21 protein-coding genes are annotated in these 24,855 nt (G+C 66.7%); 18 read left to right on the forward strand and 3 right to left on the reverse strand.

Features of this window, described 5'->3' with window-relative positions; all coding sequences use genetic code 11:
* The first annotated feature begins 17 nt into the window (after positions 1–17).
* From ABLE91_RS06780 to ABLE91_RS06795, 4 genes are read left to right on the forward strand one after another with little or no spacing between them, the layout of a single operon-like run.
* On the forward strand, positions 18–1,871 hold the full coding sequence (locus ABLE91_RS06780) for a hypothetical protein (protein ID WP_348929757.1): 1,854 nt from the start codon (positions 18–20) through the stop codon (positions 1,869–1,871).
* 47 nt (positions 1,872–1,918) lie between these two features.
* Positions 1,919–3,151 (forward strand): FtsX-like permease family protein, encoded by a 1,233-nt coding sequence (locus ABLE91_RS06785; RefSeq protein WP_348929759.1) that lies wholly within the window; start codon positions 1,919–1,921, stop codon positions 3,149–3,151.
* A 1-nt stretch (position 3,152) separates the two neighbouring features.
* The gene (locus ABLE91_RS06790) at positions 3,153–3,815 is read left to right on the forward strand and encodes an ABC transporter ATP-binding protein (protein ID WP_348929762.1); all 663 of its coding nucleotides are present in this window, start codon (positions 3,153–3,155) and stop codon (positions 3,813–3,815) included.
* Entirely contained in the window at positions 3,812–4,663 is an 852-nt protein-coding gene (locus tag ABLE91_RS06795; protein ID WP_348929764.1) for a hypothetical protein, read from the forward strand. Before ABLE91_RS06790 ends, ABLE91_RS06795 begins: the two co-directional genes overlap by 4 nt.
* Positions 4,664–4,672: 9 nt before the next feature.
* Here the strand turns inward: ABLE91_RS06795 and ABLE91_RS06800 are convergent, their stop codons facing one another.
* Positions 4,673–5,059 (reverse strand): hypothetical protein, encoded by a 387-nt coding sequence (locus ABLE91_RS06800; protein ID WP_348929766.1) that lies wholly within the window; start codon positions 5,057–5,059, stop codon positions 4,673–4,675.
* Positions 5,060–5,691: 632 nt separating this feature from the next.
* On the opposite strand from ABLE91_RS06800, the gene egtB reads away from it, so the two are divergent.
* Together egtB and egtD are read left to right on the forward strand one after the other, a co-directional pair.
* On the forward strand, positions 5,692–6,903 hold the full coding sequence (gene egtB, locus ABLE91_RS06805) for an ergothioneine biosynthesis protein EgtB (protein ID WP_510181913.1): 1,212 nt from the start codon (positions 5,692–5,694) through the stop codon (positions 6,901–6,903).
* Positions 6,903–7,877: an L-histidine N(alpha)-methyltransferase gene (egtD, locus tag ABLE91_RS06810; protein WP_348929771.1), complete on the forward strand. Its 975-nt coding sequence runs from the start codon at positions 6,903–6,905 to the stop codon at positions 7,875–7,877. Before egtB ends, egtD begins: the two co-directional genes overlap by 1 nt.
* A gap of 18 nt (positions 7,878–7,895) precedes the next feature.
* Here the strand turns inward: egtD and ABLE91_RS06815 are convergent, their stop codons facing one another.
* A complete protein-coding gene (locus ABLE91_RS06815) occupies positions 7,896–9,425 on the reverse strand; it encodes a fumarate hydratase (RefSeq protein ID WP_348929774.1) in 1,530 nt (509 codons plus the stop codon).
* A 44-nt stretch (positions 9,426–9,469) separates the two neighbouring features.
* The gene (locus ABLE91_RS06820) at positions 9,470–10,864 is read right to left on the reverse strand and encodes an aminotransferase (RefSeq protein ID WP_348929777.1); all 1,395 of its coding nucleotides are present in this window, start codon (positions 10,862–10,864) and stop codon (positions 9,470–9,472) included.
* 167 nt (positions 10,865–11,031) lie between these two features.
* Here ABLE91_RS06820 and ABLE91_RS06825 point away from each other — a divergent pair, with 167 nt between their 5' ends.
* The 12 genes from ABLE91_RS06825 (at position 11,032) to ABLE91_RS06880 (ending at position 24,694) form a co-directional block, all read left to right on the forward strand.
* Complete coding sequence (locus tag ABLE91_RS06825; RefSeq protein ID WP_348929780.1) at positions 11,032–11,961, forward strand: NAD(P)H-dependent flavin oxidoreductase; 930 nt, start codon at positions 11,032–11,034, stop codon at positions 11,959–11,961.
* 130 nt (positions 11,962–12,091) lie between these two features.
* Positions 12,092–12,874: a FadR/GntR family transcriptional regulator gene (locus tag ABLE91_RS06830; protein ID WP_348929783.1), complete on the forward strand. Its 783-nt coding sequence runs from the start codon at positions 12,092–12,094 to the stop codon at positions 12,872–12,874.
* 356 nt (positions 12,875–13,230) lie between these two features.
* Positions 13,231–14,052: an ABC transporter ATP-binding protein gene (locus tag ABLE91_RS06835; protein ID WP_348929785.1), complete on the forward strand. Its 822-nt coding sequence runs from the start codon at positions 13,231–13,233 to the stop codon at positions 14,050–14,052.
* A complete protein-coding gene (locus ABLE91_RS06840; protein WP_348929788.1) occupies positions 14,052–14,936 on the forward strand; it encodes a branched-chain amino acid ABC transporter permease in 885 nt (294 codons plus the stop codon). The genes ABLE91_RS06835 and ABLE91_RS06840 overlap by 1 nt, the downstream gene beginning before the upstream one ends.
* Before the next feature lies 1 nt (position 14,937).
* The gene (locus ABLE91_RS06845; RefSeq protein WP_348929790.1) at positions 14,938–15,981 is read left to right on the forward strand and encodes a branched-chain amino acid ABC transporter permease; all 1,044 of its coding nucleotides are present in this window, start codon (positions 14,938–14,940) and stop codon (positions 15,979–15,981) included.
* 35 nt (positions 15,982–16,016) lie between these two features.
* Positions 16,017–17,189 (forward strand): ABC transporter substrate-binding protein, encoded by a 1,173-nt coding sequence (locus tag ABLE91_RS06850; RefSeq protein ID WP_348929792.1) that lies wholly within the window; start codon positions 16,017–16,019, stop codon positions 17,187–17,189.
* Positions 17,190–17,354: 165 nt separating this feature from the next.
* Positions 17,355–18,164, forward strand: coding sequence for an ABC transporter ATP-binding protein (locus ABLE91_RS06855; protein WP_348929794.1), 810 nt, complete (start codon positions 17,355–17,357; stop codon positions 18,162–18,164).
* Between the two features lie 10 nt (positions 18,165–18,174).
* A complete protein-coding gene (locus tag ABLE91_RS06860) occupies positions 18,175–19,977 on the forward strand; it encodes an AMP-dependent synthetase/ligase (RefSeq protein ID WP_348929796.1) in 1,803 nt (600 codons plus the stop codon).
* Between the two features lie 35 nt (positions 19,978–20,012).
* Positions 20,013–20,774: an SDR family NAD(P)-dependent oxidoreductase gene (locus ABLE91_RS06865; protein WP_348929798.1), complete on the forward strand. Its 762-nt coding sequence runs from the start codon at positions 20,013–20,015 to the stop codon at positions 20,772–20,774.
* A gap of 191 nt (positions 20,775–20,965) precedes the next feature.
* Positions 20,966–22,174 (forward strand): acetyl-CoA C-acetyltransferase, encoded by a 1,209-nt coding sequence (locus tag ABLE91_RS06870; RefSeq protein WP_348929800.1) that lies wholly within the window; start codon positions 20,966–20,968, stop codon positions 22,172–22,174.
* Position 22,175: 1 nt separating this feature from the next.
* On the forward strand, positions 22,176–23,570 hold the full coding sequence (locus tag ABLE91_RS06875; RefSeq protein ID WP_348929802.1) for an enoyl-CoA hydratase-related protein: 1,395 nt from the start codon (positions 22,176–22,178) through the stop codon (positions 23,568–23,570).
* A complete protein-coding gene (locus ABLE91_RS06880) occupies positions 23,567–24,694 on the forward strand; it encodes an acyl-CoA dehydrogenase family protein (RefSeq protein ID WP_348929804.1) in 1,128 nt (375 codons plus the stop codon). Before ABLE91_RS06875 ends, ABLE91_RS06880 begins: the two co-directional genes overlap by 4 nt.
* Positions 24,695–24,855 lie beyond the last annotated feature (161 nt).

Raw genomic sequence — 24,855 nt, forward strand, 5'->3', positions numbered from 1 at the left:
GCAGGAGGGCTTGGGGCATGAACGAGTTCAGCAAACCTGCGAAAGCGGAGGACGCGGAGCGCCTTGATATCGGGCTTCCGCTGCCGGAGAGCGAGACCGGCGCCAGCGTGCCGGCCGCGCGCGCGGACGTGAACGCCTTCCTCGCCCGCCGTTCGGAAGTCACACGGTCCGATCACGAGGAATTCCAGGCCTATCTGCGCGAGAAGCAGGCCCATGCCCTGGCGGCGAAGGCCGAGGCCGCGCCGCCAGTGCTGGAGAAGGAAAAAGAGCCCATCTTCACCCGCCGCAACATGTTCAAGATGGCGGCCGCCACCGCCATTGCCGGCGAGACGGCGGCGCTCGGCTACCACGCGGTGCAGAGCGGCGCGCTCGGCGCCCTGGGGGTGGGAACGGGACAGGGCCAGAGCGCCGGGAGCGCCGTGCTCGCCCAAGCGCAGAATGCGCCCATCACCCGCGAGCTCATCGATTCCCGCGCCAATTTCGACGGGCGCAGCCTCGGCAAATGGGTTGCCGTGCTCCCCACCAAGATGGGCGGCGGGGCCTATGCGCTGGACCTCAACACCAACCGGGTGATGTCCTCCATCTGGTATTGGAATTATGGGGACTTCAACCCCATTTCCCACCATCTGTGCGCCTTCCCGAGCGCCGATCCGTACAACAGCTTCGAGTTCGTCAACAGCACCCAGGGCGGCAAGAACTCGCTGATCTACGGCATCCCCACCAACATCACGGAGCCGGGGCCCGGCTTCAACATTTACCGGGTCCGCTATGACGGCGCGCAGATGCAGCTGATGGAGAATGTCTCCGAGACCACAGGCCTCGGCCTCGGCGTGCACGTCACCATCAATCCCAAGGATGCCCAGTCCTATTTCGTCACCGACGGGCAGAAGGACATCGCCGCCTGCTTCGACCGCACCACCTCGCGGGTGAAGGCGGCGCTGAAGTTCGACTGGGTGGCCAACTCCACCCAGCTCGCCCGCGCCTGGCAGGATGGCGGCGTGCTGAAGATCTCCAAGATCTATCCCGACGCCGCCACCGGCCGATACGACTATCTCGGCACCAAGGGACAAAAGATCGAGTGGGAGATGGTGCCCATGGGCGAACTCTTCGTCGAGGAAGGCACGCTTCCCGGCGACGATCCCATGGGCCTTTCCGGCGCCGACGGCACCATCTGGCACCCCACCGGCCGCTGGGCCGCCACCGTGGTGCGTCTGTGCGGCGGCATCGTCATCCTGGACGCGGAGAACAATTTCGACCCCGTCGCCTTCCTCCAGTTCAACACCAACTCGCAGGACCAGTACGAGGTGGTGAAAAAGGACAAGGACCATTGGGAGGTGACCTTCGACAAGATCCACTCCCCAGGCCACGAGATCGGCTTCTCCCCGGACGGGCGTTTCCTGTGCATGATGAACAATCTGCGGGAGAACAATTGCTCGGTCTTCTCCAGCGCGGACCCGGACCCGCGCAACTGGAAGAAGATCGCCCACGTGGAGGACCCGCTGTGGCGCGGCAAGTATCCCAATCCCTTCCACATGGTGTTCTCGCTGGATTCCAAGAAGCTCTATCTCTCGGTGCTGCACCCCTCGCCCGCTTCCAGCGGCGTGATGGTGGTGGACACCGACACCTGGACCATCAAGAAGGAAATCCAGGGCATTGGGCCGGATCTCCAGACCCCCGCCATCACCTATGACGGCAAGTATGTCATCGTGCCCTTCAGCGGCTTCCAGCGCCTCTCCAGCGGCATCGCGGTGATCGAGACCGCCACGGATACGCTCATCGGCATCCTGCCCAGTTCCGGTGGGCACCATGACTGCGTGATCGTGCCCACGGAACTGGCGCACATGAAGCACACCCGGTCCTGCACGCTGTGAGGCAAGCGTGCCGCCGCATCACAGTTCAGGAACGGGTTTAGCACCTCATGGCCCACGTTCCGGGCGCGCGCGTCCTCATTGCGCGCCTTGCGCTGCAAAACCTCGGCCGGCGGCGCACGCGCACCGGCCTGCTGCTGGCGGCGGTGGCCATCAGCAGCGCCATCGCGTTTGCCGGCGCAGTGGTGATGCGCAGCATCGAGACCAGCATGGAGGTGGGCTTCAGCCGCCTCGGCGCCGACCTGATGGTGGTGGCGCAGGATGCGCTCACCAACATCACCGTCGCGCTTCTCACTGTGGAGCCCACCGACAGCACGGTGCCCGCGAACCTCCTGGATCAGGCCGACATCCCGGGCATCGGCAAGGCCGCGCCCCAGCGGGTGTTCCGCACCACCCAGTCGGGCATTGGCGGCCATGGCGAGGCCGTCGACCTCATCGGCTTCGACCCGCAGAGGGATTTCACGGTGCAGCCCTGGATCGCCGAGCGCCTGTCCCGGCCCATGGGCCCGCAGGACGTCATCGTCGGCGCCGCCCGTACCCTCCCCCTGGGGGCGGAGATCGTGATCTTCGGCACGCCCTTCCGCGTCTATGGCAAGCTTTCGCCCACGGGCGCCGGAACCCATGAGCGCGGGATATTCCTCGACGCCGCCGGCCTGCTCAGGCTCGCCCCGGCCATCCAGGCCCGCACCGGCACCATTCCGCCCATGCTGGAACCGGCGCGGGTCACCGGCTTCCTCGTGGAGCTGGCGCCCGGCGCGAGCGAACTTCAGGTGCGCTTCGCTTTGCTCTCCCGGCTCTCCGGCATCAAGGTGGTCGCCGGCGCCTCGCTCCTGACGGGCATCCGCCAGGGCCTTTCCGCCCTGCTCGGTGGGGCGGTGGCGCTGGTGGCGCTCATGTTCGCCTCGACGGCGGTGATGGTGAGCGTGCTGTTCTCCGCCATCGTCTCCGAGCGGCGCACGGAGCTGGGGCTGCTGAAGGCCATCGGCGCACGGCGCGGGCAGATCGTCGGCATGACCGTGCTGGAGGCGGTGGTGGCGACTGGCGCGGGAGGCGTCCTCGGCGTGCTTCTCGGCGCGCTGCTGCTGCGCCTGTTCGAGCGCTCGCTGGTCTACCACCTCACCGAGATGGGCATACCCTTCCTGTGGCTGGACCGGGGCAGCACGCTGCTCGTCGCCGCAGCCTGCATCGCCGCAGCCGCCCTCGTCGGCGCGCTGGGGGCGCTCGTGCCCTCCTGGCGCGCCAGCGGGCAGGAGCCCTACGACCTCATCCGGGCGGAGGGCTGAGGTGCTGAGCTGCCGTGCCCTCGCGAAGCGCTACGCCACCGACAGGGGTCCGGTGGAGGCGGTGCGCGGGGTGGATTTCGAGGTGGCCGCGGGTCGCTATGCGGCCATTATCGGCCGCTCCGGCTCGGGCAAGTCCTCGCTCATGGCCATGATGGGCGGCCTCAGCCGGCCGACCTCGGGCCAAGTGGTGATCGAGGGCACCGACATCTGGGCCCTCAGTGGCAGCGCCCTCGCCCGCTTCCGCAGCCGCCGCGTGGGCTACGTCTTTCAGTTTGCCAGCCTGCTGCCGACGCTGCGCGCGCTGGACAATGCCGCCCTGCCACTCCTGCTGGATGGCGGGCATGCGGACGCTTATGACCGCGCCGCCGCGCTTCTCGAGGAGGTGGGCCTCGGCGCGCATCTCGATGCCTTTCCCGCGGAGATGTCGGCGGGCGAGCAGCGGCGGGTGGTGATCGCCCGGGCCCTTGTGAGCGAGCCCGCCCTGCTGCTGGCGGACGAGCCCACTTCCGACCTGGATGAGCAGACCGAGCGCGAGATCATGGCCCTGCTTGATCGGGTCAACCGCGAGCGAGGCACCACCCTCATCCTGGTCACCCACAATCTCGCCCTGGCGGCGCAGGCGCAGCAGGTGGTGCAGATCGCCGACGGAGCGATGGTGCCGTGAGCGGACCGCGCCCGCCCAGGCTCCCGGACCTTGCAAGCCTCACGGAGGCACAGAAGGACGAGCTCATCGTCAGCCTGTGGGAGACCCTCGTCGCCTTGGACGGCGGCGCACCCGCCGCTCCGCCCAACCCGGCCGCGGCTGCCCCCCCGGAGAGCCTCAGCGCGCGCATCCGAACCACCGCGCCGTCCCGCCGGGGCCGCACATCGTCCCCGGCCGCTCCGGCGCTCGGGCGCGGCTTCTCTTTCCTGGAATGGCGCCCGCTCCAATGGCTGGTCATCCTGGTGGGGCTGAGCTTCCTGCTGGATTTCGGGGTGGGTTTCTATCAGCAGCGGGCGCTCGCGCGGCAGGATCAGGCGACGCTCGCCCTAAGGAGCGCGGCTTTCGAGGGGCTTTATGTGGAGTTGGTGCGGGTCGCCTACGAGCCCGACGGAAAGTCCTATCGCGCCACGCTGAGCATGCAGAACGTCAATCCGGACAGGCCACTCTACGTGATGCTCAACCCGGCGCGCGCCTTCGTGCAGACCGGGCTCTCCTGGCAGGAGGTCCCCTCCCAGGCACCGCCCGGCGCCCCTTGGGGCGTGGTCAAGCTGGAGGGTTCACACACCTATTCGGTGCTGTTCCAGGTGGATGCGTCGGACTGGTCCCAGCTCATCCCCGGCTACATGCATGTGCTCATCCAGAGCGACATGCTCATCAGCCAGAGCAGCGCGCCGAAAGAGGACATCGTGGAGCGGAACAACCGCTTCTATGTCTATCTGAAACCCCAGGGCGCGGATGACGCCTGGATCAAGAGCCGCAACACTTTCCCGGGCATCCCGCCGGTCTTCATCCCCATGCCGCCGCATTGACGGCGGGGTTCACCCCATGACCTGCTTGGAGATCCAGTCGATCACCTGCTTCTGGGTGTAGACCGGCCCGGACGGCTGCAGCTTGGTGTTCTCACCCTTCAGGGCGACGAATATTTTCGTCTTCTGCACGCCGAACCTCAGCGATTTCTCCCGTCCCAGAGACAGAATCCGCAACTCTATTTCAAGCATCCTGTCGGGAACGTTTACGCGGTAAAACCTCTCAACAGATCCGATATTTTTTAGCTTCATCCATTTGTCGAGTTCGTCAATGAATATGATGACGTCCTTTATGACGGCCTCCGACATTTCCCGGATGGCGCGCTCCACCTCCTCCTCGTCCTGAGATTTCTGGCTCAGTTCCTCCGCCAACCGTTTAGCGATTTCCTTCGGATCCATATTCGCCCCCCATGACCAATCGGGATCGGTTGTCGAAGAACCTCTACCCCAGCGTCATAAGCCTCTCTCCAAAATAGACAAAAGCTATTTCCGCAACCATACGCGGCACATAATACCTCATGTAAGCTAGTAAATGAAGATACCCAAAAATTGTCCCATCTGATACGGGCGATCGACTGTATAATAGTAAATACACTCACCCGGCTTGTACGCTAAGGGAAAACACCCCATGAGAGCACAACGAGCGCATTTCGTCGCTATCACTAAGGTATGATAACTACTTTCTTTATTCGTACATTACTATGATTTATTACTATATGTCGATGGGGGTATTATTTTTACACGCTGAGTTTCTACAACTTAAGTAGTATTTTTATGTATAAATTTCATATTTTATATATTTTAAAGCAATCATGAAGATATAAATCAATATCTCGGCACACGGGTTGGCGCACCATCATGCGTGGCGTATCCGCGACTGGGGGACGCTGCCCCTTGAACTTTTTCACGCCCGCCCGACTTTAACCCCCAAGTGCCGCGTTCGATCGGGAAGGGTCACGCCCATGCAGACACGTGAGAGCAGCCCGTCCGCGCTCCCCGGAGCCAGCGTTTTGATCGAACGTTTCAGGTCGATGCGCGCCCACAGCGAGGCGCTGGCGCAGCCGCTCACGGCGGAGGACCAGACCGTCCAGTCCATGCCGGACTGCAGCCCCACCAAATGGCACCTCGCCCATGTGAGCTGGTTCTTCGAGACCTTTATCCTGGTGCCGCACCTGAAGGGGTACGAGGTGCGCCATCCCCAGTTCGCCTATCTCTTCAATTCCTATTACGAGGCCGCCGGCGCGCGGCATCCGCGCTTCGAGCGGGGCCTCGCCACGCGGCCGGGGGTGGAGGAGGTCCGCGCCTACCGCGCTTATGTGACCCGCGCCATGGAGCATCTGTTCGAGACGGCGGACGAAGCGCTCTGGAGCGAGATCGCGCCGCTGGTGGATATCGGCAACCATCACGAGCAGCAGCATCAGGAACTCATCCTGATGGATATCCTGAACCTGTTCTCGCGCAATCCCCTGCGCCCGGCCTACGCACCGTATCGCGCAAGCCTCGCGCGGGAGGCACCGCCGCTGCGTTTCCATGACCATGCCGGCGGCATTATCGAGGTGGGCCATGCGGGCGACGGCTTTTCCTACGACAATGAGAGCCCGCGCCACCAGGCGCTGCTGCGCCCGTTCCGGATCGCCTCGCGCACCGTGACCAATGGCGAGTGGATCGACTTCATGGAGGATGGCGGCTATCGCCGGCCGGACCTCTGGCTCGCCGACGGTTGGGCGCGCGTGAAGACTGGCGAGTACGAGGCGCCACTCTATTGGGAGAAGACCGCGCACGGCTGGGACGCCATGACCCTGTCGGGCCAGCATCCCGTTGAGCGTGCCGCGCCCGTCTGCCATGTCTCCTATTACGAGGCCGATGCTTTCGCCCGCTGGGCCGGAAAGCGCCTGCCCACGGAGGCCGAGTGGGAGACCGTCGCGCGCGAGCGGCCCATCGAAGGCAATTTCGCGGGCGCGGCCTTCCTGCGCCCCATCGCGGCAGCGGACGATGCCCAGCCCGTACAGCTTTACGGCGATGTGTGGGAATGGACCCAGAGCCCCTACAGCCCCTATCCCGGCTATAAGGCCGCCCCCGGCGCGCTCGGCGAATATAACGGCAAGTTCATGGCCAGCCAGTTCGTGCTGCGCGGCGGATGCTGCGCAACGCCGGACGGCCATGTGCGCTCCACCTACCGCAACTTCTTCTACCCGCACCAGCGCTGGCCCTTCGCCGGCTTGCGCCTGGCGGAGGATGCCTGATGACCCTTTATCGCAAGGCCGCTCCCGACGCGGCCGCCCTCGTTGAGGCGCCCGAAACCGAAGCTTTCCGCGCGGATGTGCTGAAGGGCCTTGGTGCCCCGCGCAAGAGCCTGCCGGCAAAGCATTTCTATGATACCGCGGGTTCGCGCCTGTTCGACCAGATCTGCACGCTCGACGAGTATTACCCGACCCGCACCGAGCTGGGCATCCTCGAAGCCCACGCCGCGGATATCGCCCGCCATGCCGGATCCGGAGCGAAGCTGGTGGAGTTCGGCGCCGGCTCGCTGGTGAAGGTGCGCGTGCTGCTGGACGCGCTGGACGCCCCTGCCGCCTTTGTGCCCATCGACATCTCGGCCGACCATCTGGTCGCCGCCAGCGCGGCGCTGGCGCTCGACCACCCCGCCCTGCAGATCACGCCCGTGGTGGGCGACTTCACCCGCAGCCTTGTGTTGCCCGCCTTTGCAGGCCGCAGGACCTTGGGCTTCTTTCCCGGCTCCACCATCGGCAACTTCACCCCCGCCGAAGCGCGCCACTTCCTCGCCGAAGCAGGACGCACCCTCGGGCCGGGCGCGCTGCTGGTGCTGGGCGTGGACCTGAAGAAGGACAAAGCGCGGCTCGAGGCCGCCTATGACGATGCCGCCGGCGTCACGGCGGCTTTCAACCTCAACCTGCTTGCCCGCATCAACCGCGAGCTTTCCGGCACCTTCGACCTCTCGCGCTTCGCCCACCGCGCCTTCTTCAATGAGGAGGAGAGCCGCATCGAGATGCATATCGAAAGCCTTGCGGACCAGGTGGTCCGGGCCGCCGGCTGCACCTTCCGCTTCGCGCGCGGAGAGACCATCCACACGGAGAATTCCTACAAATACGCGCCCGGCGAAGTGGCAGACCTTGCACGCTCTGCAGGCTGGGAGATGGACGAGGCGTGGACCGATAGCGAAAATCTGTTCGGCGTCTTCCTCTTGTCCCGCGCCTGACATCCGGCGCTGCCGGCATCACGTTTCGGCGCCGACACGCCCCTCCGCAATCCGCCGGCGCCAGAGCGCCGGGCCGAGGGTGTGAATGGATTGGCCGGTGGCGTCCACCGCCACGGTCACCGGCATGTCCTCCACTTCGAACTCGTGGATCGCCTCCATGCCGAGATCGGCGAAAGCAACCACCCGCGCCGCCCTCACCGCCTTGGAAACGAGATAGGCCGCGCCGCCCACGGCGATGAGATAGGCGGCCTTGTGGCGGGCGATGGAGGCGATGGTCTCCGGCCCGCGCTCCGCCTTGCCCACCATGGCGAGGAGGCCGGTGCCGAGAATGTCCTCGGTGAACGGATCCATGCGCGTCGCAGTGGTGGGCCCGGCGGGGCCGACCGCCTCGGCGCCCACCGGATCCACCGGGCCGACATAATAGAGCACCCGGTCCTTCAGGCTCACGGGCAAGGGCTCGCCGGCCTTCAGCAGGTTCGAGAGGCGCTGGTGGGCGGCATCCCGGCCGGTGAGCATGCGCCCGGAGAGCAGCAGCTTTTCCCCCGGCTTCCACTCGGCCATCTCCTCGCGCGTGAGCGTATCGAGATCGACCCGCCGCGCGCCGAGGCTGGCGGTCCCGATGACGATCTGCGGCCATGCGGAGAGGTCCGGCGGGTCGAGCCGCACGGGGCCGGTGCCGTCGAGGATGATGGTGGCGTGGCGGTTGGCGGCGCATTGGGGAATGAGCGCCACGGGCTTGGAGGCGGCGTGGGTGGGATAGGTGGCGATCTTCACGTCCACCACCGTCGTCACGCCGCCCAGCCCCTGCGCACCGATGCCCAGCGCGTTGATCTTCTCATAGAGTTCGACGCGCAGTTCCTCTTCCTTGCTGGCCGGGCCGCGCGCGAGAAGATCGGTCATGTCGATCTCTTCCAGCAGCGCCTCCTTGGCGAGCAGCATCGCCTTTTCCGCGCTCCCGCCGATGCCGAGGCCGATCATGCCCGGCGGGCACCAGCCGGCGCCCAGCTCGGGCACGGTCTTCAGCACCCAGTCCACCACCGAGGCGCCGGGATTGAGGGTGGCGAAGCGCGCCTTGTTCTCCGAGCCGCCACCCTTCGCCGCCACCGTGATTGTGACTGTGCGCCCCGGTACCAGCTCCACATGGACCACCGCCGGAGAATTGTCGCGGGTGTTGCGGCGGGCGACGAGCGGGTCCTCCACCATGGAGGCGCGCAGCGGGTTCGCTTCATCCAGATAGGCGCGCCGCACGCCGTCATGGATGAGGTCCGCCAGCGGGCGCTCCGTGTCGAAGCGCACCTCCATGCCCACCTTCACGAAAGCGACCACGAGGCCGGTATCCTGGCAGATGGGCCGGTGACCCAGCGCCGCCATGCGGGAATTCACCAGGATCTGCGCGATGGCGTCCTTTGCGGCCGGGGACGCCTCCCGCTCAAAGGCACGAGTGAGGTGGGCGATGTAATCGGCCGGGTGGAAATAGGAGATGTACTGGAGCGCATCGGCGACGCTCGCGATGACATCCTCTTCCGCGATGACGACCTGGGGCTTCATGGGCGCATCTCCGGTGCAGGACGGGGACGATAGACCCGCGCCCGCTATGGGGCCAGCAGGGGCTCCACATCATCAAGGGCCAGAGCCAGCCGGTCGATGAGCATGGCGATCTCGTCTTCGCTGATGATGAGCGGCGGGCAGAGCGCGATGGTGTCGCCGATGGCGCGCACGATGAGCCCGCGCCGCTCGGCCGCCTCCGCCCAGAGCTTCCCCGCGCCGGCTGCGGGCGGGAAGAAGGCGAGCGGCGCGCGCGAGCGCACGAGCTGCACGCCGGCGAGCAGCCCCTGCCCGCGCACCTCGGCGATGCGGGGATGGTCGCGGAAGCGCCGCCGCAGCCCGCCGAGGAAGGCATCCTCCAGGCGCGCGACCCGCCCGGCAATGTCCTCCTCCTCGTAGATGGCGAGCGCCTCCAGCGCGACGGCCGCCGCAACGGGATGGCCGGAATAGGTCATGGTGAGGCCGAACACGCCGAGTTCGCCGCTCTGGCGCATCATGGCCTCGAAGATGCGGTCGTTCACAAGCACCGCGGAGATGGGGATATAGGCGCTGGAGAGTGCTTTCGCGGCCACCAGCATGTCGGGCTTCAGCCCCATGGCGGTCGCGCCGAACATCTCGCCGATGCGCCCGAAGCCGGTCACCACCTCGTCGCTGACGAGGAGGATGTCGTACTTTTTCAGGAGCGCCTGGAGCCCCGCGAAATAGCCTTCCGGCGGCACCACCACGCCGCCGGCGGCCAGCACCGGCTCGGTGAAGAAGGCGGCGATGGTCTCCGGCCCCTCGCGCAGGATCAGCGCCTCGATGTCGGCAAGCAGCCGCCGGGCGAACTCGGCTTCACTCTCACCGGGCAAGCCGTTGCGCAGCCTGTCCGGGCAGGCCACGTGCAGGAAACCCTCGAGGGGCAGGTTGAAGCGCTGGTGGGCATAGCCGACGCCTGACAGGCTGGCGGTGGCGATGGTGTTGCCGTGATAGGCCTGGAGATGGGCGATGAACTTGCGCTTCTCCGGCTTGCCCACCGCGTTCCAATAATACCAGGCGATGCGGGCCGCGCAGTCATTGGCTTCCGAGCCGGAATTGGCGAACCACACCCGCGTCATGGGCACGGGGGCGATGGCGAGCAGCTTCTCCGCCAGTTCCACCACCCGCTCATGCCCGCGATGATTGGTGAGGTGATAATAGGCCAGCTTCTCCATCTGCTGCGCCGCCGCCGCGACGAGCCGCTTCTGCCCATAGCCCAGCGCGATGCACCAGAGGCCGGACATGCCCTCGATGTATTCGTTGCCGTGGATGTCCCGCACCCACACGCCGCGCCCGCTTTCCATCACCACGGGGCCGCGCTCCTGGTGGACGGCAAGGTCGGTGAGGCCGTGGATCACCGAGCGCCGGTCACGGGCCTCGATGGAGTTCGGATTGGCGAGGCTCGCGGGGGTTTCGGCATTCATTTGGCGTTTCGTCCCATTTTGTCCCCGCACCCTACTGGAAGAATTTCGCCTGCGCAGTCCCGCCGCCGAGTTGACCCAAAATCGGATTGTCGGACAATGCCTCCATAAGCCCGTCGCCGGCCGGCGGCATAAAGGCGGGCGCACCGCGCGGATCAAGGGGAGGACACATGCCTGTTTCGCCTCGGCTGACGAAGAATCTCAAGCTGCCCGCCATCGTCTCCCCCATGTTCCTGGCCTCGGGGCCGGACCTTGTCGTGGAGACCTGCCGCTCCGGCCTCATCGGCACCTTCCCGAGCCTCAACCAGCGCACAACGGCAGGCTATGAGGCCTGGATCGAGGACATCCAGGCGCGCCTCGCGGGGACCGATGCGGCGGCGTTTGGCGTGAACCTCATCGTCCACAAGTCCAACCCGCGCGTCATGGACGACCTTGCCGCAACCGTGAAGCACAAGGTGCCGCTGGTGATCACCTCGCTGGGCGCGGTGCGCGAGGTGGTGGATGCGGTGCATTCCTATGGCGGGCTCATCTTCCACGACGTGATCAGCCGCCGGCATGCGGAGAAGGCGGCGGAAGCGGGAGTGGACGGCATCATCGCCGTGTGCGCGGGGGCGGGCGGCCATGCGGGCACGCTGAGCCCGTTCGCGCTGGTGCCGGAGATCCGTTCCATCTTCGAGGGCACTATCGTGCTCTCCGGCGCCCTCTCCACCGGCGCCCACGTGGCGGCGGCGCAGATGCTGGGGGCGGACCTCGCTTATATGGGCACGCGCTTCCTCGCGACGGCGGAGGCCATGGCGGACCCCGCGCACAAGCAGATGATCGTCGACACCCATGCGAAGGACATCATCTACACCCCGGCCATCAGCGGCGTGAATGCCAACTTCCTCACCCCCAGCCTGCTCCGCAATGGCCTCGACCCCGACAACCTGCCGGCCCATGCCAAGCTCGACATGGCGAGCGAGGCCAAGGTCTGGCGCGACGTGTGGTCCGCCGGCCAGGGCGTCGGCTCCGTGCAGGACATCCTGCCGGCCGCCCAGCTCTGCCAGCGCCTTATCCGGGAATATCGGGAGGCCTGCCGGCCTTTGGCCCTCAGCGCTTGAACTTTGTCGGACAAGCGAGAAATCCGCCAATACCTGGGCATTCTAATAAGGCGCTTTTCCCGCATGCCTCTGCATCATTGACTGTGTCCGACAAAGCTCGATAGCATCCACGAATAACGAGAACGACGAAATGTCGGAAGCAGCTCCGGGACGGTTCGAGCGCATTCAGGTGGCCCCGGCCTACCAGCTGGTGGCGGAGGCCATCGAGCGCGAAGTGGTGTCCGGCCGCCTCCTGCCGGGCGAGCCGGTTGGCACCGAGGCGGAGCTGGTGCGCCAGTTCGGCGTGAACCGCTCCACGGTGCGCGAGGGCATCCGCGCCCTGGAGGAAGGCGGTTTCATCCAGCGCGGGCCGGACCGCCGGCTCTATGCCTGCCTGCCGCGCTATAACCGCCTCTCCTCGCGCATGAGCCGGGCGCTGATCCTCCATGAGGTCACGTTCCGCGAGCTGTTCTCGGTCTCCCTCGCGCTGGAGGTGGCGAGCGCCGAGCAGGCGGTGGAAAACATCACGGACGACATGTTGGAGCGCCTGGAAGAGAACCAGCGCGAGATCGAGGCCGCCGGGGAGGCAGGCGATGCCGCGCGCCTTTCCGAAGTGGACAGCGAGTTCCACATGCTGGTGGCGAAAGCCTCCGGCAACCGCGTGCTTCTCCTCTCCCGCGAGCCGGCGAGCCTGCTTTTCTTCCCCACCACCGAGCTGATCTGCCGCCGGGTGCCCGAAGGCCCGGGCCGCATGATCGCCGCCCACCGCCACATCATCGACGCGCTGAAGGCGCGGGATGCGGAAAAGGTCCGGCTCTGGATGCGTCGGCACATCTATGACTGGCGCCGCGGCTTCGAGCGCGCGGGCCGTGATCTCGACGAGCCGGTGGAGCGCGTCTATGCGCGCAACCTCCCCTTCGGAGGGCCTGTGTAAGCACAAACGGGCGCTCCAACGCCCGCATCATTGAGAGCGCGAAAAGCGCCGGACGGGAGGATGGACGAGATGAAGGAGGGGCTTGCCGCCCTGGCACGAGGTCGTGCTCTCTTCCGTGCGGGAGATGTGTCCGCTTTCGTCCTGGACAAGCGACGGCGCAGCCGGAGCGCAGATCCGGGACCCAGCGCAAGAGTCTGCCGAAGGCACTTCATCCCGCCGGCGCCGCCACGCGGCGATGGCGCTTGCACGCTGGTCGCTCATTGCCGGCTTCGCCGGAGTCCTGCGCTGGGTCCCGGATCTGCGTTCGAGCTTCGCTCTCACTTGTCCAGGACAAGAGCGAATACGGGGCGAAGAGCATGACCACCCCCTCCCCCATCCTCTCCATCGACACCCTCAGCCTCTCCTTCGGCGGGCTCAAAGCCCTCACCGACGTGTCCTTCGACGTCGCCCCCAATTCCATCACCGCCATCATCGGCCCCAACGGCGCGGGCAAGACCTCCCTCTTCAACTGCATCTCCGGCTTTTACACCCCGCGCGCCGGCGCGATCCGGTTCGAAGGCGCGGACATCACCCGCACGCACCCGCCCCACCGCGCCAAGCTCGGCCTCGCCCGCACCTTCCAGAACATCGCCCTGTTCCGGGGCATGACCGTGCTCGACAACATCAAGCTCGGCCGCCACGCCCATATGAAGACCAATCTCTTCGATGCGCTCGTCTATTGGGGCCGGGCGCAGAAGGAGGAGATGGAGCTCCGCGCCGAGGTCGAGGAGAAGATCATCGACTTCCTGGAGATCAACCACATCCGCAACGCCCCCGTCGCCTCCCTCGCCTACGGGCTGCGCAAGCGGGTGGAGCTGGCCCGCGCACTCGCCATGCAGCCCAAGGTGCTGATGCTGGACGAGCCGGTGGCGGGCATGAACCGGGAAGAAACCGAGGACATGGCCCGCTTCATCCTCGATGTGAAGGAGGAGTGGGGCGTCACCATCCTCATGGTGGAGCACGACATGGGCATGGTCATGGATATTTCCGACCATGTGGTGGTGCTGAATTTCGGCCATGTCATCGCCCGCGGCCGCCCCTCCGAGGTCACGCAGGACCCGGACGTCATCAAGGCCTATCTCGGCGGCTCGGACGTGGAGGCGCTCCAGCGCCGCATCCAGGGGCGGGAGGCGGCGTGATGGAGTTCGACTGGCTGTTCTTCTCAGAAGTCACCCTCGCCGGGCTCGGCAACAGTGCTCTCCTCGCCCTCACGGGGCTCGCCTTCGTGCTGATCTACAAGGCGACCCGCGTGGTGAACCTCGCCATCGGCGAGATGCTCATGGTGGGCGCCTATCTCTTCTTCTCCTTTACCGCAGGCATGGGGCTTCCGCCGCTCGTGGCCATCCCGCTGGCGCTGCTGGGCGGAGCCGCTCTGGGCGCGATCATCGAGCGCTCCATCATCCGCCCCATGCTGGGCGAGGCGGCCATCTCGGTGCTGATGGTCACCATCGGCCTCGGCTCCATCCTCATCGGCGTCACGGAGATGATCTGGGGCGCGGAGCCCACCGCGCTGCCGGACTTCATGGGCAAGGCGCCCATCTTCATCGGCGATGCCTACGTCTCGCGCAAAGTGGTCATCGGCTTCTCGGTGGCGGCGGTGGTCATCGCCGGCGTCCTCTTCGCCTTCCGCTTCTGGCGCGGCGGCGTGGCGCTCCGCGCCACCGCCAGCGACCAGGCAGCCGCCTATTCCTGCGGCATCAACGTGCCCGCCGTCTTCTCCTTCGCCTGGATCTTCGCGGGCGCCGCCGCGGCGGGCGCCGGCATCCTCGTGGGCGCCGTGGGCGGCATCTCGCCGGCCATGGGCGTGTTCGGCCTCTCCGCGCTGGTGGTGGTGATCGTGGGCGGGCTCGATTCCATCGCCGGGGCGCTCATCGGCGGCATGCTGGTGGGGCTCCTGGAAGCCTGGTGCGGCACGTATCTGGGCGGCGAGTTCAAGATGCTCGCCACCTTCGGCCTTCTGATGCTGGTGCTGGTCATCCGGCCCTACGGCCTGTTCGGCACGGTCGAGATCGAGAGGCTCTGACATGCGCATCGGCACGCTGAAGGAGACCTATTCCGCCGACGAGGCGCTGTTCGACACGCGCACGCAGAAAGCGTGGCTCGCCCTCTTCTTCCTCGCCCTCATCATCTTCCCGTTCACCGCCAACGAATACTGGCTCTACATCGCCTGCCTGGTAGCCATCCACGTGATCTCCACCACCGGCCTCAACATCCTCACCGGCTTCACCGGCCTCGTCTCCCTGGGGCAGGCGGCCTTCATGGGGGTGGGCGCCTACAGCGTGGCGGTGCTGGAGGCGCGGCTCGGCACCCCGGCGCTCGTCAACCTCATCCTCGCCGGCTTCATCACCGCCTTCGTGGGCGCGGTGGTGGGCCTGCCGAGCCTTAGGGTGAAGGGGCTCTATCTCGCCATGGCGACCATCGCCGCCTCCTTCATCCTGCATTTCGTGTTCGCCAACTGGACCAGCGTCACCAAGGGCGTGTCGGGCATCAATGTGGCGCCGGCCTCCGTCTTCGGCATCGAGCTGTCGCGGCCCTTCTCGCTCTATTGGCTCATCGTGCCGCTCACCTGCCTCATGGTGCTCGCCGCCTCGAACCTGTTCCGCACCCGCATCGGCCGTGCCTTCATCGCCATCCGGGATCGCGACATCTCGGCGGAGGTGCTGGGCATTCCGCTGCTGCGCTACAAGCTCATGAGCTTCGCCCTCTCCTCCTTCTATGCCGGGGTCGCGGGCGGGCTGTGGGCCTATTTCTTCCGCGTGGTGACGCCGGAGAGCTTTCCCTTCGTCTATTCCATCTTCTTCCTCGCCGCCGTCATCGTGGGCGGCATGGGCACCATCCTCGGCGGCATTCTCGGCGCGGTCTTCATGACCATGGTGCCGGAAGTGCTCAAGCTCGCCGTCGGCCTGCTCTCGCCCATACTGCCGGACGCGGTGGCGATCCTCTCGCCGGTGCGCACCATCGTGTTCGGCGCGCTGATCGTCGGCTTCCTCATCTTCGAGCCCCACGGCCTCGCCGAGATCTGGCGGCGCACGCGGCGCTTCTTCCATTTGTGGCCCTTCAAGACGTGACGACCAAAACAAACCATAAAATCGGGAGGAACATCATGGAATTGAACAGGCGCGACGCCCTCACCTTAGCCCTCGGCGCGGGCACCCTTCTCGCCGGCATCCGCCCCTCGCTGGCGGCGGACGACATCGTCATCGGCGGCTCGATCCCGCTTTCGGGCGTGTTCGCCTTCGCGGGCATCGGCATCCATGCCGGCATCCAGGATTATGTGAAGATCGTCAACGATGGCGGCGGCATCGCCGGGCGGAAGGTGACGTATCTGGCGGAGGACACGGCCTATAAGACCGACCAGTCGGTGGCGGTGTTCAACAAGCTCACCAGCCAGGCGAACATCAATCTCTACTATGCGGACTCAACCGCCTTCTCGAAGACCATCAATGCGGAGCTGGACCGCAAGAAGACCATCCTGATGGCAGGGGCCTCCTTCGCATCCGACCTCAACGACCCGAAGAAATATCCCTTCCAGTTCATCTCCGGCCCCGACTACACGCAGATGTTCGACATCCTGCTCCAGTACGTGGCGAAGACGAAGCCGGGCGCGAAGATCGCCTTCGTCCATTCCGACACCGAGTTCGGCCGCGACCCCATCGCCGCCGGCCAGGAGAAGGTGAAGGCGCTCGGCCTGAAGATGACCGAGACCATCGTCACACCGCCCACCGCCGTGGACGTCTCCACCGAGATCCTGAAGCTGCGGCGCGCCAATCCGGACTACACCATCTTCCACGGCTACGTGCTGGCACCGCTGCCTGAATTCATGAGCCAAGCCAAGCAGATGGGGCTCGCCACCAAGTTCATGGGCACCTTCTGGTCCATGGACAATTCCCTCTGGACCAAGGTGGGCGAGCCCGCCGACGGCTATATGGGCGTGATGCCCTACCGCTATTATTACGACACGGACGGCAAGAGCCCCATGCTGGACAAGATCCGGCAGATGCGGCCCGAATACCAGTCCACCGCCTACATGCAGGGCTTCCTCACCGCCATGCTGTTCCTGGAGGCCGCCAAGCGCACACTGGAGGCCAAGCAGGAATTGAACGGCACGAACCTGAAGGCCGCGCTGAACTCCCTGAAGGATTTCGACACGGGCGGGCTCATCGGGGTGCCTATCTCCATTCCCGGCAATTCCATCCCGGTGGGGCGCGTCTATCGCTACGACGCCGCAAAGAAGCTGATGGTGGCGGATTCGGATTGGATCCGGGTGGGGGCGTGAGGTCGCCTCGATCTTCAAGCTCACCATCGCCTCAAAGAACCACCGTCATGGCCGGGCTTGTCCCGGCCATCCACGGGGCTCCGCCAGGTGAAGCTTAAGGGAGAGACGTGGATGCCCGGGACAAGCCCGGGCATGACGGCAGCGAAAGTTCCAAGGTAACCCGAAATGCCCGACCCCATCCTTGAGGTCACCAACATCGAGGTCGTCTACAACAAGACCGTGCAGGTGCTGCGCGGCCTGTCGCTGCGCGTGGAGCGCGGCACGGTGGTGGCGCTGCTGGGCTCCAACGGGGCCGGCAAGTCCACCACCCTGAAGGCCATCTCGAACCTGCTCGACCTTGAAGACGGCGCGGTCACGTCAGGCGCCATCGCCTTCGACGGCGTGAACGTGGCGGGGCACGCCCCGCATGCTCTGGTGCGGCGCGGCCTGTTCCATGTGATGGAAGGCCGCCGCATCTTCGAGGACCTCACCGTGGAGGAGAACCTCACCGCCGCCACCTTCGCCCTCTCCGGCCGAGGCGTGGCGCCCACGAAGTTCGAGGCGGTCTATGAGTATTTCCCGCGCCTCTATGAGCGCCGCTCCGGGCGTGCGGGCTATCTCTCCGGCGGCGAGCAGCAGATGCTCGCCATCGGCCGCGCGCTGATCGCGCAGCCCAAATTGATCCTGCTGGACGAGCCCTCGCTCGGCCTCTCCCCCATGCTGGTGGAGGAGATCTTCGCCATCATCGCCCGCATCAATCGCGAGCGCGGCGTCTCCATGCTGCTCGTGGAGCAGAACGCCGCCGTGGCCATGGCGGTCGCCCATTACGGCTACATCATGGAGACGGGAAAGGTGGTGATCGACGGCCCCGTGGAGAAGCTGATGCGGGATGAGGACGTGCGCGAATTCTATCTCGGCGTCGCCGGCTCCGACGGGGCGGAGAAGAGCTATCGCGACGTGAAGCATTACAAGCGCCGCAAGCGCTGGCTCTCCTGAAGGCCTGCCCATGGACTTCCCGCTCCTCACCCTTCCCCAGATGCTGCGCGAGCAGGCCCGCGTGCGGGGTGAGCGCACCGCCATCCGCCAGAAGGATTTCGGCATCTGGAAGCCGCTGACTTTCGAGGGCTATTTCCGCCGCGCCGGCCATGTGGGCCTGGGGCTGCGGGCGCTCGGGCTCGGCGAAGGCGGGCATGTGGCCGTGCTCTCCGAGAACCGGGTGGAATGGGTGCTGGCGCAGCTCGGCGCGGGGCTCGTGAATGCCGTGACGGTGGGCGTCTATTGCACCAGCCCGGCCAATGAGGTGGCCTACGTGCTCGCCCATTCGGACGCCGAGATGGTGGTGTGCGAGGACCAGGAGCAGGTGGACAAGGTGCTGGAGCGGAGCGCCGAGCTGCCGGCGCTCAGGCGCATCGTCGTCATCGAAGAAAAGGGCCTGCGCGCCTATCCCGGCGACCTCGTCATCTCCTTCGCGGCGCTGGAGGCCATGGGCCGCGCCTATGAGATCGACCATCCACGCTTCATCGAAGAGAGCCTCAGCCGCCAGACCCTCGATGATATCGGCCTCATGATCTACACCTCCGGCTCCACGGGTAAGCCCAAGGGCGCCATGCTGAGCTACCGGAACCTCAGGGCCGAGGCGATCGCAGTTGCCGACGTGCTGGAGGCGGACGAGGACACCACCCACCTCTCCTATCTGCCGCTGTGCCACGTGGCCGAGCAGATGCTCACCACCATGATGCCCATCTATCTGGGTGCGCTCATCAATTTCGGCGAGAGCATCCGCACCGTGCAGGAGGACCTGCGGGAGGTGGCCCCTTCCATCTTCCTCGGCGTGCCGCGCATCTGGGAGAAACTGAACTCCGCCATCTATCTCAAGCTCATGGAGGCGGGCGGCCTGCGCCGGGCGCTGTTCGAGCGCGCCTATGCGGCGTGCGAGCCCTTCGCGGAAGTGCCGCAGGAGAAGCGGACGCTGATCCAGCGCGCCACCTTCTCGCTGTGCTGGCTGCTGATCTTCCGCGCGCTCCAGAACTATATCGGCCTTGCCCACACCAAGGTGGCCATGACCGGCGCGGCGCCCATCTCCGCGCGCATCGTGCGTTTCTTCCGCACCATCGGCGTGCCCCTCGTGGAGGTCTACGGCGCCACCGAGACCACGGGCCTCGCCTGCGGCCAGAAGCGCGCGCACCTCGTGCCCCTCTGCGTCGGCCCGGCAGCGAAGGGCGTCGAGATGAAGCTCGGGGAGATGGGCGAGCTGCTGGTGCGGGGCGAAAGCGTGTTCGCGGGCTATTACAAGGGCGAGGAGGCCACCGCCGCGGTCATTCGCGAGGGCTGGCTGCACACCGGAGACGTGGCGGAGATGGTGGAGGGCCAGTTCAAGATCGTGGACCGGCTGAAGGACATCATGATCACCGCCGGCGGCAAGAACCTCTCTCCCTCCGAGATCGAGAACACGGTGAAGGCCAGCCCCTATATCAAGGAATGCATCGTCATCGGCGAGCGGCGCAAATACATCTCCGCCTTGATCCAGATCGACGCGGACACGGTGGGCCAATGGGCCGAGGCGCGCGGCATCGCCTACACCCATTTCCGCTCGCTGGCGGAGAACGAAAAGGTGCGCGCGCTGGTGGCCGCCGAGATCGACAAGGCCAATGCGCAGCTCGCGCAGGTCTCCCATGTGCGGAAGTTCCATCTCCTCACGAAGGAGCTGGACCATGACGATGACGAGGTAACCGCCACCATGAAGGTGCGGCGCGCCAACATCCAGACCAAATATTCCGCCGAGATCGAAGGCCTCTATGCCCGCGCCTGAGCGGGGCTCTCTTTAAACCCAAGGATAGGTTCGACATGCAGGTTCAAGGACACGCGGCTCTCGTCACCGGCGCGGCTTCCGGCCTCGGCGAGGCCACCGCCCGCGCGCTGGCCAAGGCCGGCGCCAAGGTGGCGATCCTCGATTTCAACGAGGAGGGCGCGAAGGCGGTGGCGCAAGAGATCGGCGGGATCGCGGTGAAGTGCGATGTCTCGCGCGCGGAGAGCGCCGAGGCGGCCGTGGCGCAGGCGGCCGAGGCCCACGGGGCGGCCCGCATCCTGGTCAATTGCGCGGGCGTGGCCGATGCCGGACGCATCGTCGGCCGCAACGGGCCGCTGGCGCTGGACGCTTATCGCCGCGTGATCGAGATCAACCTCATCGGCACCTTCAACATGATGCGCCTCGCGGCAGCCGGCGCCTCCGCGCTCGATCCGCTGGAGGGCGGCGAGCGCGGGGTCATCATCTCCACCGCCTCCATCGCCGCCTTCGACGGGCAGATCGGCCAGGCGGCCTACGCCTCCTCCAAAGCGGGCGTGGTGGGGCTCGCTTTGCCGGCGGCGCGCGAATTGGCGGGGGTGGGCATCCGCGTCATGACCATCGCGCCGGGCATCTTCGAGACCGCCATGCTGAAGGGCTTGCCGCAGAATGTGCAGGACAGTCTGGGGGCGAGCGTGCCCTTCCCCTCGCGCCTCGGGATGCCGGAGGAATATGCCGCGCTGGTGCTGCACATCATCGGCAATCCCATGCTCAACGGCGAGGTGATCCGCCTCGATGGCGCGCTGAGGATGGCGCCGAAATGAGGGGCTACGCGGCCCCCTCGGCGCCAAAACACCCCCTCCCCCCTTGCGGGGGAGGGTTGGGGAGGGGGGTGATACAGGCCCCGCCCGGAGCGGCATCTGTTGAGCGAGCGGAGAGGGCATCACCCCCCTCCCCGCCCTCCCCCGCAAGGGGGGAGGGAGAACCCCCGCGGCCAGCCCATTAGGACCACCCCATGCCCGACGCCTACATCTACGACCATGTGCGCACCCCCCGCGGGCGCGGCAAGGCGGACGGCGCGCTGCATGAGGCCACCCCCGTCCACCTCGCCACGACAGTGCTCGATGCGCTCCGCACCCGATCGCATCTCGACACCACGCTGGTGAGCGACGTGATCATGGGCATCGTCATGCCCGTGGGCGAGCAGGGCCAGTGCCTGCCGCGCATCGCGGTGCTGAATGCGGGCTATGCGCAGGAGACGGCGGGGGTGCAGATCAACCGCTTCTGCGCCTCGGGCCTGGAAGCCTGCAACCTTGCCGCCGCCAAGGTGATGGCGGGGCAGGCGGACATGACCGTTGGCGGCGGCTGCGAGAGCATGTCGCGCGTGCCCATCCTCTCCGACGGGGGTGCATGGAGTTCAGACCCCAGCATCGCCTTCTCCACCTATTTCGTGCCCCAGGGCATCAGCGCCGACCTCATCGCCACCAAATGGGGCTATTCCCGCGTGACGCTCGACGCGCTCGCCGCCGAGAGCCACCGCCGCGCCGCCCGTGCCTGGAGCGAGGGGCGCTTTGCCCGCTCCGTGGTGCCCGTAATGGACGTGATCGGTGATCCGCTGCTGGAGCGCGACGAGACCATTCGCGGCAATTGCACGCCCGATGATCTCGGCAAGCTCAAGCCCGCCTTCGCTGAGCTGGGCGCCAAAGCCGGTTTCGACGACATCGCCTTGCTGCGCTATCCGGAGGTGGAGGCGATCCGCCATGTGCACCATGCGGGCAATTCCTCGGGCATCGTGGACGGGGCGGCGGCGGTGCTCATCGGTTCGCGCGAGGCCGGCATCGCTGCAGGCCTCAAGCCACGCGCACGCATTCGCGCCTTCGCGGAGATCGGCTCGGAGCCCACCATCATGCTCACCGCCCCCTCCTTCGCCGCCGAGAAGGCTCTGCGGCGCGCCGGCATGGAGGTGGCGGACATCGACCTCTTCGAGGTGAACGAGGCCTTCGCCGCCATCCCCAAGCGCTTCTGCGAGGCGCTGGAATTGGACCCCGAAACCGTGAACGTGAATGGCGGCGCCATCGCCATGGGCCATCCCCTGGGCGCCACCGGCGCCATACTGCTGGGCACGGCGCTGGACGAGCTGGAGCGCACGGGCAAGGGCACCGCGCTCGTCACCTTGTGCGTCGGCGCGGGCATGGGCGTCGCCACCATCATCGAGCGGGTGTGAGATGCTGACGACCACCATCGAAGATGGCATCGCCACACTCGCCATCGACCTGCCCGGCCGGTCCATGAACGTCATGGACTGGGACCTTGCCGCCGCCCTGGATGCGGAGGTGGCGCGGCTCGCGGCAGATGAAACGATCACCGGCCTCATCCTCACCTCCGCCAAGCCCGCCTTCATCGCCGGCGCGGACCTCGCGGTGCTCCAGCAGGTGGCGGGCACGGCGCGGGAGATCGCCGCGAAGGTGGGCGAGATGGCGGACGTGTTCCGCCGCATCGAAACCTCAGGCAAGCCCGTGGTGGCGGCCGCGCCCGGCACGGCGCTGGGGGCGGGGCTGGAGCTGATGCTCGCCTGCCATTACCGCATCGCGGCGGATGCGAAGGGCGCCGTGTTCGGCCTGCCGGAAGTGAAGCTCGGCCTCTTCCCCGGCGTGGGCGGCACCCAGCGCCTGCCCCGCCTCATCGGCATCGAAGCGGCCCTGCCGCTCATGCTGGAGGGCAACGCGCTCTCCCCCGCCGAGGCGCTGGCCGCCGGCATCCTCGACGACGTGGTGGCGCCCGAGGACCTTTTGCCCGCCGCCCGGCGCGCGCTGAGGGAAAGTCGCGTGTCACCCGTCGCGCCGTGGGACAGAAAGGGGTTCGCCCTGCCCGGCGGCGCGCCGCAGAGCCCGCGCATCATGGATGCGTTCAGCCTCCTCAATGCCAGGATGCAGGCGCAGACCCGCCATCTCTATCCCGCGCCCGAAGCCATCCTCGCCTGCGTGTTCGAGGGCACGCGCCTGCCCATGGACACCGCGCTCCGCCTGGAGCGCAAGCGCTTCGGCGCCTTGTTCGCCGGCCCACAGGCGCGGGCCATGATCCGCACCTTGTTCCTCACGCGCCAGAAGATCGAGAAGCGCTCCCGCGCCGAGGGCGCGAAGGGGCTGCTCTTCTTCTCTAAGGCCAAGGCGGATGCGGCCGGCATCGAGGATGAGGCGCTGGTGCGCGCCTTGGAGCAGGTGGGCTATGCGCGCCCCTCCCCTATCATGCCGAGCGATGGCTTTGCCCTCTATGCCTCCCGCTGCATGGAGGCCTTCATAGAAGAGGGCCTCGCCCTTCTCCGCGAAGGCACGCCCTCGGCAATGATCGAGAATTGCGCCCGCGCCGCCGGCATGCCCTATGGCCCGCTCGCTTTGGCGCGCGCACTTGGCCGGGCGGTAGCGGGAGGCGACGGCGCGGCGCCCACCACACCAGAGGCGGTGAAGCGGCGCCTCATCCGCGCGCAGAGCACGGCGGCGGCAAGCATCATAATGAGGCTCGCTGCCGACCATGACGAGGCGGATCTTGCGGCGGTGCTCGGCTGGGGCTTTCCGAGCTATCTTGGCGGGCCGCTGAACCAGATGGAGGAAAACAGGACGTGACCGAAGAACAGCGCCTCGTCCAGGAAACCGCCGCCGCCTTCTCCCGCGACGTGCTCGCGCCCGGCGCCGCGCTGCGCGACCGGGAAAAGGCCATCGAGCCGGAGGTGTTCCAGGGCCTCGCGGACCTCGGTTTCCTCGGCATGACCGTGCTGCCGGACTATGACGGCGCGGGCGCGGACTATGTGAGCTATGCCCTCGCCCTCATGGAGGTGGCGGCGGGCGACGGGGCCGTCTCCACCATCATGAGCGTCCACAACGCCCCCTTCAACGCCATCCTCCAGCGCTATGGCTCGGACACGCAGAAGGAGGAGGTGCTGCGGCCCGCCGCGCGCGGCGAATTCATCGGCGCCTTCGGGCTGACGGAGGCGGATGCGGGCTCCGATGCCGGTGCCATCAAAACCCGCGCCGTGAAGCGCAATGACCGTTACATCCTGAACGGCGGGAAGGAATTCATCACCTCGGGCAAGATCGGCGGCTGGATCATCCTGTTCGCGCAAGTGGAGGGCGCGGCCACCAAGAGCCCCATCACCGCCTTCCTCGTGCCCACCTCGGCCAACGGATATGTGGTGGCGAAGGTGGAGGAGAAGCTCGGCCAGCGCGCCTCCGACACCTGCTCGCTGCGCTTCGAGGACCTGGAAGTGCCCGCAGAATACCGCATCGGCGAGGAGGGCGAGGGCTATCGCATCGCGCTGTCTTCGCTCGAGACCGGGCGCATCGGCATCGCCGCCCAGAGCGTCGGCATGGCGCGCGCGGCCTATGAGGCGGCGGTCGCCTATGCCAAGGAGCGGCGCGCCTTCGGCAAGGCCATCATCGATCATCAGGCCCTCGGCTTCCGTCTCGCGGAGATGCGCACGGACCTGGAAGCCGCGACCCAACTGGTGCTCAATGCCGCGCGCCTGAAGGATGCGGGCGTGCCCTGCCTCACAGAAGCCGCCATCGCCAAATTGTTCGCCTCAGAGGCCGCCGAGCGCATCGTCTCCCGCGCCCTCCAGACCTTCGGCGGCTACGGCTATCTCTCCGATTTCCCTGTCGAGCGCATCTATCGCGATGTCCGCGTGTGCCAGATCTATGAGGGCACGTCCGACATCCAGAAGATCATCATCTCCCGCGCCATCGGCGCCTGAGGCGCGTTTCCCTCCGTCATGGCCGGGCCTGTCCCGGCCACTGCCTCGCCCCCTCCCCCATTGCGGGGGAGGGTTGGGGAGGGGGTGATACGGTCGCCTCCTGGAGCAACATCGGCTCGGCAAGTGGAGAGGGCATCACCCCCCTCCCTGCCCTCCCCCGC

It is taken from the genome of Aquabacter albus, assembly GCF_040049275.1.
Classification (GTDB): domain Bacteria; phylum Pseudomonadota; class Alphaproteobacteria; order Rhizobiales; family Xanthobacteraceae; genus Aquabacter.